At 43.2% G+C, this 9,876-nt stretch carries 3 protein-coding genes and 1 pseudogene; all 4 read left to right on the top strand.

All coding sequences use genetic code 11. The features are described 5' to 3' along the window. The first annotated feature begins 137 nt into the window (after window positions 1-137). Window positions 138-3,470: a VCBS repeat-containing protein gene (locus tag ACRHOZ_RS13175; RefSeq protein WP_431126357.1), complete on the top strand. Its 3,333-nt coding sequence runs from the start codon at window positions 138-140 to the stop codon at window positions 3,468-3,470. Window positions 3,471-3,561: 91 nt separating this feature from the next. Further along, the gene (locus ACRHOZ_RS13180; protein WP_431126359.1) at window positions 3,562-4,551 is read left to right on the top strand and encodes an ROK family protein; all 990 of its coding nucleotides are present in this window, start codon (window positions 3,562-3,564) and stop codon (window positions 4,549-4,551) included. Between the two features lie 485 nt (window positions 4,552-5,036). Then, window positions 5,037-7,355, top strand: coding sequence for a DUF5723 family protein (locus ACRHOZ_RS13185; RefSeq protein WP_431126361.1), 2,319 nt, complete (start codon window positions 5,037-5,039; stop codon window positions 7,353-7,355). Between the two features lie 389 nt (window positions 7,356-7,744). Then, window positions 7,745-9,876 (top strand): annotated as a pseudogene (locus ACRHOZ_RS13190) (hypothetical protein); the annotation flags it as partial.

A 9,876-nucleotide genomic window follows, 5' to 3' on the forward strand; every position in this document is an offset into this window, starting at 1 on the left:
TAGATTAATTTTATAGTTTGAGTTAGTTCGATTCATAATTAATTTTAAGTAAAGGAAGAGCAATCTTCCTTTACTTTTTTACAACTTCTTTTAAATTAGCCACAATCATCTTTTGATGGTTTTTTTAACCTCAACTAATGAAAAAGAAAACAACCTCGAGATTGGGCTTTATGCTCATTTTAATACTTTCTTTAACCAATTCATGTAAGGTGGAGAATGAAGATTCCTCATTTCTATTTCAAGCCATGGATAGCGGTCACACCAATATTCACTTTGTGAACGTTAATGTGGAAAACGAGCTTACCAATTCCTTCCTATACGAGTATGTGTATAACGGTGCTGGTGTTGCCGTGGGCGACATCAACAATGATGGCTTGGAAGACATCTATTTTACCTCCAATTTAGAGAGTAATCGACTTTACCTCAATAAGGGTGATTTAGAGTTCGAGGACATCACCAAAATATCAAACACCGCTGGTAAAAGAGGTTGGACCACTGGTACCAATATGGTGGACATCAACAATGACGGGTTACTGGACATTTATGTGTGCAAATCTGGACCCTATGAAAAAAAATCATTGCTCCAAAACGAACTATTTATAAATAAAGGCCCAAATAAAAAGGGCATTCCCGTTTTTGAGGAATCAGCAGAACAATTTGGTTTGGCTGATACAGGGAACTCCATACAATCGGCATTTATCGACTATGATCTGGATGGTGATCTGGACATGTACCTCATGAACCACAATCCCCAAACCTTTACATTGGGGAATACGGAAACCTTTTCGCCATTGGGCGACCGTTTTTATGAGAACCGAAATGGGAAGTTTGTCAATGTGACCAAACAAGTTGGTATCTATTCCAATGGTGTTTCCTATGGTCTTGGGGTAGGTGTAAGCGATTTAAACAACGATGGCTGGCCCGATCTTTACATTTCCAATGACTACGATGAGCCTGATTATCTCTACATCAACCAACAGAATGGCACTTTTAAGGAAGTGGTCAAAGAAGCCACCAACCATATTTCCAATTTTGCCATGGGCAATGATATTGCCGACTTTGATAACGACGGTTTTGTGGATATTATCACCTTGGACATGGTTTCCGAGGACAACTATGGGATGAAAACCAGTATGGCCAGCATGAATCCCCAAAAGTTCAATACCAATGTTGCCGCTGGAAAGCATTACCAATACATGTACAACACCCTGCAAAAAAACAGTGGCCATATTGACTCCTCTGGTACGCCGTTTTTCTCGGATATTGGCCAAATGGCCGGAATTTCCAATACCGATTGGAGCTGGGCTCCCTTGATGGTGGATTTTGACAATGATGGCCTAAAGGACATATTCATTTCCAATGGTATCAAAAGGGATTTTAGAAATAAGGACTACTACAACAATCTTCAAAAATACTTAAGTGAAAATCATGACGCACTTAGCAATCCCGAAAAAATAAACCACCTGATAGAAACAACCCCAAATCGCCCCCATATCAATTATTTTTATAAAAATAAGGGGGGCCTTACCTTCCAAAACACTTCCAAAGAATGGATAGACAACCCAGAGAGCACCTACTCCAATGGGGCCGCCTATGCAGATTTGGACAACGATGGGGATTTGGACGTAGTGATCAACAATGTTGATTCCAAAGCAACCGTATTAAGAAACAATACCAACCTTCAAGGCAAAAATTATTTAAAACTTGCTTTTAAAGGTCCAGCACAAAATTCCATGGGAATTGGTGCCAGGGTAAAAATCTATGCCCAGGGCAAGGAGCAGGTTTATGAGAACTACAGTGTAAGGGGATATCAATCCTCCGTTCCTCCAAAAATTGTGGCGGGTCTTGGCGCGGTGAACTCAGTGGACTCCTTGCTAGTTATATGGCCAGGTGAAAAGGTTCAAAGAGTTTTAAATCCCAGTGTCAATACCACGGTAACCATTGCCTATCAACCCGATGGCAATCAAACTCGGAAAAATCTGGATTTAGGGGATAAAACGTTCAAATCCGTAGCTCTCAATCCAGAACTTGCCCATACCGAAAATGAATTTGATGATTATCTCATGCAAGTATTGTTGCCGCATAAGATGTCGACTTTTGGCCCGGCTTTGGCCGTGGGTGATATCAACGGGGATAAAAGGGATGATTTGTTCTTGGGTCAAAGCGCAGGAAACCCTTCTGTGCTGTACATCCAAAAATCGGATGGTTCCTTTGCGCTTGCACAAACCTTTGAAAAAGATGCAGATTTCGAAGATGTGGATGCACAATTCTTTGATTTCGACAATGATGGGGACAACGATTTGCTGGTTGCATCAGGGGGTAATGAGTATCAGGCCAACACGCCCAATTACATTGACCGTTTATATGAAAATAGGAATGGTAGATTTGTGCTTCGTAAGGATTTGTTCCCTCAAATTCCTGTCAGCAGCTCTAAAATTCGCATAGCGGATTATGATAATGATGGTTATAAGGATGTATTTATCGGAGGGAGATTTATTCCCCATGACTATCCCGCCCCTGCCAGTAGCTATCTCTTCAAAAATACAGGTGGCAAATTTATAGATGTTACGGAAAGTACGGCTCCAGAACTTATTAACCTGGGACTGGTTACGGATGCCACTTGGACCGATTATGATCAGGATGGGGATTTAGACTTAAGTATTGTTGGCGAATGGATGGAACCCACTTTTTTGACCAACGACAATGGGACTTTCTCCAAATCGGATACAGCCTCCCTAAATGGCCTTTCCGGCTGGTATTTTTCCATAAAATCACTGGATCTGGACAACGATGGGGATGAGGATTATGTATTGGGCAATCTTGGACAGAATTACAAATACAAGGCAGATAAGGAAAACCCCTTTGAAGTCTATTACCATGACTTTGATGACAATGGAAAAAAGGACCTGGTATTGGGCTATTACAATTTTGGGGAACTTTATCCGGTAAGAGGTCGTGAATGCTCTTCACAACAAATGCCCTCAATCAAAAAGATCACTCCGTCTTATGATCTGTTTGGTAAATCGACTATTGCGGACATCTACGGAACTGAAAAACTTTCAGAAGCGCTGCATCTGCTTTCTTACAACTTTAAAAGTGGAGTTTTGATGAACAACGGCAACGGGAATTTTGATTTTGTTGCCTTCCCGGAACTGGCCCAAATTTCATCCGTAAATGCCATTTTGAGCCAGGATTTGGACAATGATGGCATTCAAGATTTGATCTTGGCCGGCAACCTGTTTGCATCAGAAATTGAAACCCCGAGAAATGATGCAGGTTACGGAATGGTACTCAAAAATAAAGGACAAGGGCAGTTTGAGGCCATCAATGCGGATAAAACGGGCTTGTTTCTTTCAGAGGATGTCAAAAACCTAAATTTCATTGACATTTTGGGACAAAGGCACATCCTTGCCGGGCAGAACAACAAAAATTTGGAATTGGTCTCCGTGCCCACAAAACCCATCCTCTAATGTATAGGTCAACTACAATCCCTCAATTAAGCCCATCCCCATCCAATGGCCCAACTCTTCATAATATGAATCTTTAAATTCCTGCCACCCCATGTCTTTATTCCCAAAAACCGATTCAAACACCTCCAATACCAGCCTTGCTACCAAGAATGGGGCATACGTAATAGGAGTGGATATTGGGGGCACCCATATTTCTTCTGCCGTGGTTGATGTAGAAAGGAAAAAAATTCTGGAGGAAACCTACGCCAGCAGTCATGTTGCCAATCTAGAACCCTATGAAGTGATAATGGAAATCTGGGCAAGTACGCTGAACAAGACCATAAATGCCTCCCGTAATCTAGCTTTGCTGGGTATTGGCTTTGCCATCCCAGGCCCTTTTAATTACAAAAAGGGCATTGCCTTGTACCCTGAAGGTTTTAAGTATGGTGCCTTAAACGAGGTCAGGATAGACCACGACCTAAAACCCTTACTTATAACGTCAAAATCGCTTCCCATACGTTTTTTGAACGATGCTACTTCTTTTGCCGTTGGAGAGGCCTGGCTGGCAGAAGATTCAGGGTTCAAAAGACAAGTGTGCATTACATTGGGAACTGGGTTTGGCGCTGGGTTTATCGAAAACGGAATTCCTGTGGTAAACGGTTGCAATGTACCACTCAATGGTTGTCTTTGGAATCTTCCATACAAAGATGGCATGGCCGATGACTATTTCTCAACCAGGGGCTGCATAAATGCCTATGCAGTGCTCAGCGGAATAGAAGTATCCGGGGTTTGGGAGCTTGCTAAGCGCTTTGCGTTTGACCCACTTGCCCAGAAAGTGTTTGAGGATTTTGGAAAGGCCTTAGGGGACTTTCTGGCGCCCTGGCTGAAAAAATTCAATGCGGATGCCTTGGTGATGGGTGGCAACATTTCCAAATCGTATGCCTGTTTTGGGCAATCCCTACAGGCAAGTCTCAATGAAAATGGGATTCCCATTCCCATCCGAATATCCAACCATATGGAAAAAGGCGCCATAATTGGATGCACTCGGGTATTTGACAGCCATTTCTGGAAAAATGTCAAAAGCAACCTGCCAGAACTATAAGCTTTTCATTCCATTTTTAAAAGCTTAAAACCGCAACCGTTAATTGAAAACGGGTATCCATGGACTCAAAAGCCCCATCCGTTAATTGGGAGAAGCTTAAACCAAAGCCTTGCTATAAGTTTGATACGTATTAAGTAGTTAACTTTTAAGTTTGACATTTCAATTCAATTGTTTTTTGACTACTGTACATAGCGATGCACTTTTCGGCTAATGGTCATAAAGTGTTTAGTTTAGTTGAGGTTTCCATTGCGCCAAGGAATTTTAGAATTCCTTGATTGTAATGGATTTTTTGTCTTGATTCTTTCCTTTCCCCAACTAGCAAAATCAGCTCCATTTTTTCAACCGTTAACCCAAACCCGCCATCCGTCAATTCAAAAGGGGGGTTCATGCATTTAGCGGTCAAAATTCGTGCGGTTTAATTTCTCTTTGCTCCCTAATAAAATATGAACCCATGCCTTATCGGCAAGAATAAACGACCCCGTAACATGAAACTAAAAATTTTAATGGTTGGAATTTTTCTTCTGACCTTTTCCAACACCTACTCGCAATCCTATTCGGGTTATTTGGCAGACAATTACAATGGTGTACATGGTGTACTCTTGAACCCTGCCAGTATTTCAGACTCCAGACTAAAATTAGATCTTAACCTTGCAGGTGTAAGCGCTTATTTTGGCAATAACTATTTAGGTATAGACCTTGGCGATGCCTTCCAAAACGTTGGTAACACTTTTGATCTTGCAGAACAGACTCCTTTAAAAGATAATTTCTTGGCATTTAACCTTGATATTTTGGGGCCATCATTGATGCTCAGCATCAATAAAAAAAATTCCGTGGCCCTATTTACCCGTGCAAGGTTCTTCTTCAATGTAGACGACGTGGATGGAACATTATTGGAAAAAGAAGGTGGCTTTAACGAAGAGGAAGCTTTCTCCGTACAGGAAGACAATGTATCCGGAGCGATCAACCTGTGGTCAGAAATTGGGGCAACCTACTCTAGAGTGCTAGTGGACAAGGATCAGCACTTCTTAAAAGGTGGATTTACCTTTAAATATTTGATGGGAGCGCACCATGCCTATATTAAGGGTGAAGGTATAGATGTAGGTTATGACCCAATAACTGACGAAGTCAGTACGGCGGGACAAATCACCTATGGCAACGATGTATCGAACTCGGAAGGAACCACCATCGATTTTTCCCAATTAAACAACGCAAGTGGACTTGGTACCGACTTCGGCTTGATCTATGAATGGCGACCTGATCATGCCAAGTATACATCCACCAACAAGGATGGAAAGTCCCTGATCAATAAAGGCATGAACAAATACCGGTTAAAATTTGGATTATCCGTGACCGATTTGGGCAAAATAAACAATAAGGAAGGTGAGCAGGCCATATACGACCTCAATAAGATTCAGGATTACGCCAACTTTGAGGGTGCTGATTTGCAGGACGCCCTTCAGAACAATTTTGATGTAGCGGAGGAGCTCAACAGCACGGCAAAAACAACCTTGCCCGCTGCCCTAAATGCCAATGTGGACTGGAACCTAAATTCCAAGATCTACCTCAATTTCAATTCCGATATTTCCCTGGTGTCCAAAAACAAGCTCAACGCCAACCATATCCTTAATGAGTTTTCCGTGTCTCCCAGATTGGAAACCAAGTGGTACAGCATCTATTCCCCATTTAGTATAGTTCAAAAAATGGGGTTACAATGGGGTTTAGGTCTAAGATTGGGTCCTGTCTATGCAGGTTCAGGAACCATTTTGACAACGCTTTTAGGTCAAACCACTAAATCTTTGGATTTCTATTCCGGAGTTAAACTCCCAATTTATCAAGGCAGACAAAAAGACAAGGATGAAGACGGATTATTTGACAATTTGGACGATTGCCCACGTGTTGCCGGGCCTGTTGAGAACAATGGCTGCCCTTGGAAAGATACGGACAATGATACCATTTTGGACAAGGATGACCCTTGCCCCAACGAACACGGCCCTATCGAAAATCAAGGCTGCCCCTGGCCAGATACCGATAATGACGGGCTGCTGGATAAGGACGATAACTGTCCGGAGATAGCAGGACCAAAAGAGAACAACGGCTGTCCTTGGAATGATGCCGACCAGGACAGTATCTTGGACAAGGACGATCAATGCCCCAATGAGGCAGGCCCAAAGGAAAATGGGGGCTGCCCCTGGAAAGATTCTGATGGGGACGGTGTGTTGGACAAAGATGACGATTGCCCAGAAATGGCAGGATTGAAACAGTTTAATGGTTGTCCAGATAGGGATAATGACGGACTGATCGACAAAGACGACACTTGCCCTGACGAACCAGGTTCCATAGAAAATCTCGGTTGCCCAGATACAGATGGCGACGGATTGGTAGACATTGATGACCTATGTCCTGAAGTACCCGGTACATTAAGCAACCATGGTTGCCCTGAACTAACAGAAGAAGTCCAAAAACAGTTGAACAGCTATGCCAGAACCATTTTGTTTGATACTGGGAAATCCAGTATAAAGTCGGAATCCCTATCTGTTATGATAGACATTATTCAAATCTTGAACGAGTATCCCAACGCGAGCTTTTCGGTTGAAGGGCATACGGATAGTGTGGGAAGTTCAACGAGCAATCAAAGGCTGTCCGAATCCCGAGCAAATGCAGTTAGGGACTTTTTGATAAAAGAAAATATAGACCCAACAAGATTGACCGCCATTGGTTACGGAGAAGAGAAACCCATAGACTCCAATGCTACTTCCGAAGGAAGAAAACAAAACAGAAGGGTAGAGATCAATCTAATAAAATAGTTGTCCTGCATCCATCTAAATGGTAAACTAAGAATATAGGATTTTGGTGTAACATGTGTGTTCTTATCGCAGTGATGACTAAACCGTCAAGTATTACTTGGCGGTTACTTTTTACAATGCATTATAAAGTAGAAAACAGTTCCGTAAAGTTTCAAATACACTTCAACGGTTCATTGATTCAACTGCCCCATTCGTCAATTCAAAACGGGTATTGGTTAATTCTGCATCTATTTTTTCAGATTGAATTACTTCTTTTATTCTGATTTAATGTCCCAACTTTCAAAAAGGAAGGTGTCGGCGAAACCTACTAGCCTATGATACTTGTTCTACAATATTTGTGTATTCCCAACTTTGGGAAATGTACAAAACTCTTAATTCTCATACTTCTTTTGGGGTTAACTCAACCGATTTTTGGTCAACAAGTTGACACTTGGTTTCTGGCAGATAGGGGAGTCAACTCTACCGCCGCACCCAACGGTCAACTCTATGCAACTTTGCCAGGTCCTCCGCCTAACGGGTCAGCCGTTTCTGTATGGCCAGATTGGGTAGATTTTGAAAAACAAGATGCTATACCGGATCCCACTCCACCATATGACCCAGCATTTCCATTGGGATTTGATTATCATTTTGGCACTGACGGAGTTGACTTTTTAACACCTATAGGAAACATCCCTGGCCCACCCCATTTGAGAAATAACAGTGCGGACAACATCAACTTTAATCCTGTAATCCACTTTGATGGTAACGCGGATGCAGATGGCGATGGTGATGCTTTGGTCCTAGATCCAGTCACTACAAGGGAAACAACAATCGTACTTGTTTTTACGGGTCGAGGACTAGGAAATTCTATGGCCACACAGCGCCAATTAATAGGGGCAAATGTTGCAACCGTTCCTTCCCAAGTTACCGATTTTTCCCTTGGAGTGTCGGATAATAATCGATTTTCCATAGGTAGAAGCCCAGATTATTATGAGCCAGGCACCATAGACTTACAAGGACTACCTACTATAGCCGTTTTTCGGCGGGATACCTTGGGAATTGACAGTGAAGAATTGATGACACGCGTCAACGGTCTTCCGGATATTTCTGATGTAAGAGCAGCCACCGATTCGGGCAAACCCCTCTTTCCCTATTTTAGAATTGGTGCGGCTTTTAATAGTTCTGATCCCAATAGAAATTTTTCAGGCTCAATTCCGGAAATCTTTTTAGCAGATGGCCCTTTCGACACAAACGAAATTCAACGTATTGAGAGCTATTTAGCAATTAAATATGGCATTACCTTAAGTGCTGGCCCAGCTTTAGGTAGCACCAATGGGAATATTGGGTATACTTATGTGAATGCTGCGGGTGGTACCATATGGGATCCGCTAATGATGCCTGATAAAAGATTTGATATCGCCGGAATAGGTAAAGATAGGTTTCTGGATATTGATGGCGGTGACAACTCCACCTCTTTGGACGATTTTAAAGCAAGATATAATTTGCATCAACGTATTGCAACAAGTAGTAATTCCGAAGGAAGGATTACCATATCAACTGACACCAACCTAAGCACACCAAATACTGATGACACCAGAACACCGATACAAGGATCTTGGTTTGGAGATCCTAGGGAGTACAATTATCTGTTATGGGGCAATGATCGTGCCAGCATCAACCAACAGTTTACCGAACTGACAACTGGAATAACCTCACGGATAGCCCGAGAGTGGTTGGTTCAAAAAAATCATTCCCCTGGAATCGACATCACAAATAATAGTATGCTCGCAGAGCTTGCTGGATCAGACATTTTATTGAATGGTACCTGTGACATATTTCTAATGATAGACACAGATGGTGACAGTGATTTTTCTACAGGGGTAGTGACAAAAGTTGCAGCAACAAGTTTAGTGGGTTCCGTAGCCCAATTTGATGGAGTAACAATTCAACATGGTGATGTCTTTACTTTTGGTTACGGGGATACGCAACCCCCAACGGCCACCAATCCCGCTCCCATAAACGTGCAGTGCAGCGGCGATATCCCACTTCCCGACACAAGCGTGGTCACCGACGAGGCCGACAACTGCGGAGCGCCGACAGTGGCCTTTATATCGGATGTCTCCGACGGCAACTCCAACCCCGAAACCATCACAAGAACCTACTCCGTAACCGACGCGGCCGACAACTCCATAAACGTCCAACAGACCATAACAGTAAACGATACAACAGACCCGACAATAACCGCTCCGGTCGATGTCAATGCCGGTGCAGATGCCAATTGTGTGGCCAATCCCGTTCTCGGGGCACCGACAACCAATGACAATTGTGCCGTGACCGGTGTAACCAACGATGCACCATCACCGTTTCCTATCGGGATCACCGTGGTCACATGGACCGTGACCGATGGAGCGGGGAACACCGCCCAGGACACCCAAACGGTGAACGTCGCGGACAATGAGGACCCAACCGCCTCCGATCCCGCTCCCCTGAACGTGCAGTGCACAGGTGATGTGCCCCTGCCTGATATCCTTGTCGTTACCGA

The organism is Flagellimonas flava (genome assembly GCF_050617915.1).
Classification (GTDB): Bacteria; Bacteroidota; Bacteroidia; order Flavobacteriales; family Flavobacteriaceae; genus Flagellimonas; species Flagellimonas flava_A.

Bases quoted from the DNA above. Each gene is read 5' to 3' on its own strand.
- ACRHOZ_RS13175 (WP_431126357.1), top strand. From the start codon at position 138: ATGAAAAAGAAAACAACCTCGAGATTGGGCTTTATGCTCATTTTAATA.
- ACRHOZ_RS13180 (WP_431126359.1), top strand. From the start codon at position 3,562: ATGTCTTTATTCCCAAAAACCGATTCAAACACCTCCAATACCAGCCTT.
- ACRHOZ_RS13185 (WP_431126361.1), top strand. From the start codon at position 5,037: ATGAAACTAAAAATTTTAATGGTTGGAATTTTTCTTCTGACCTTTTCC.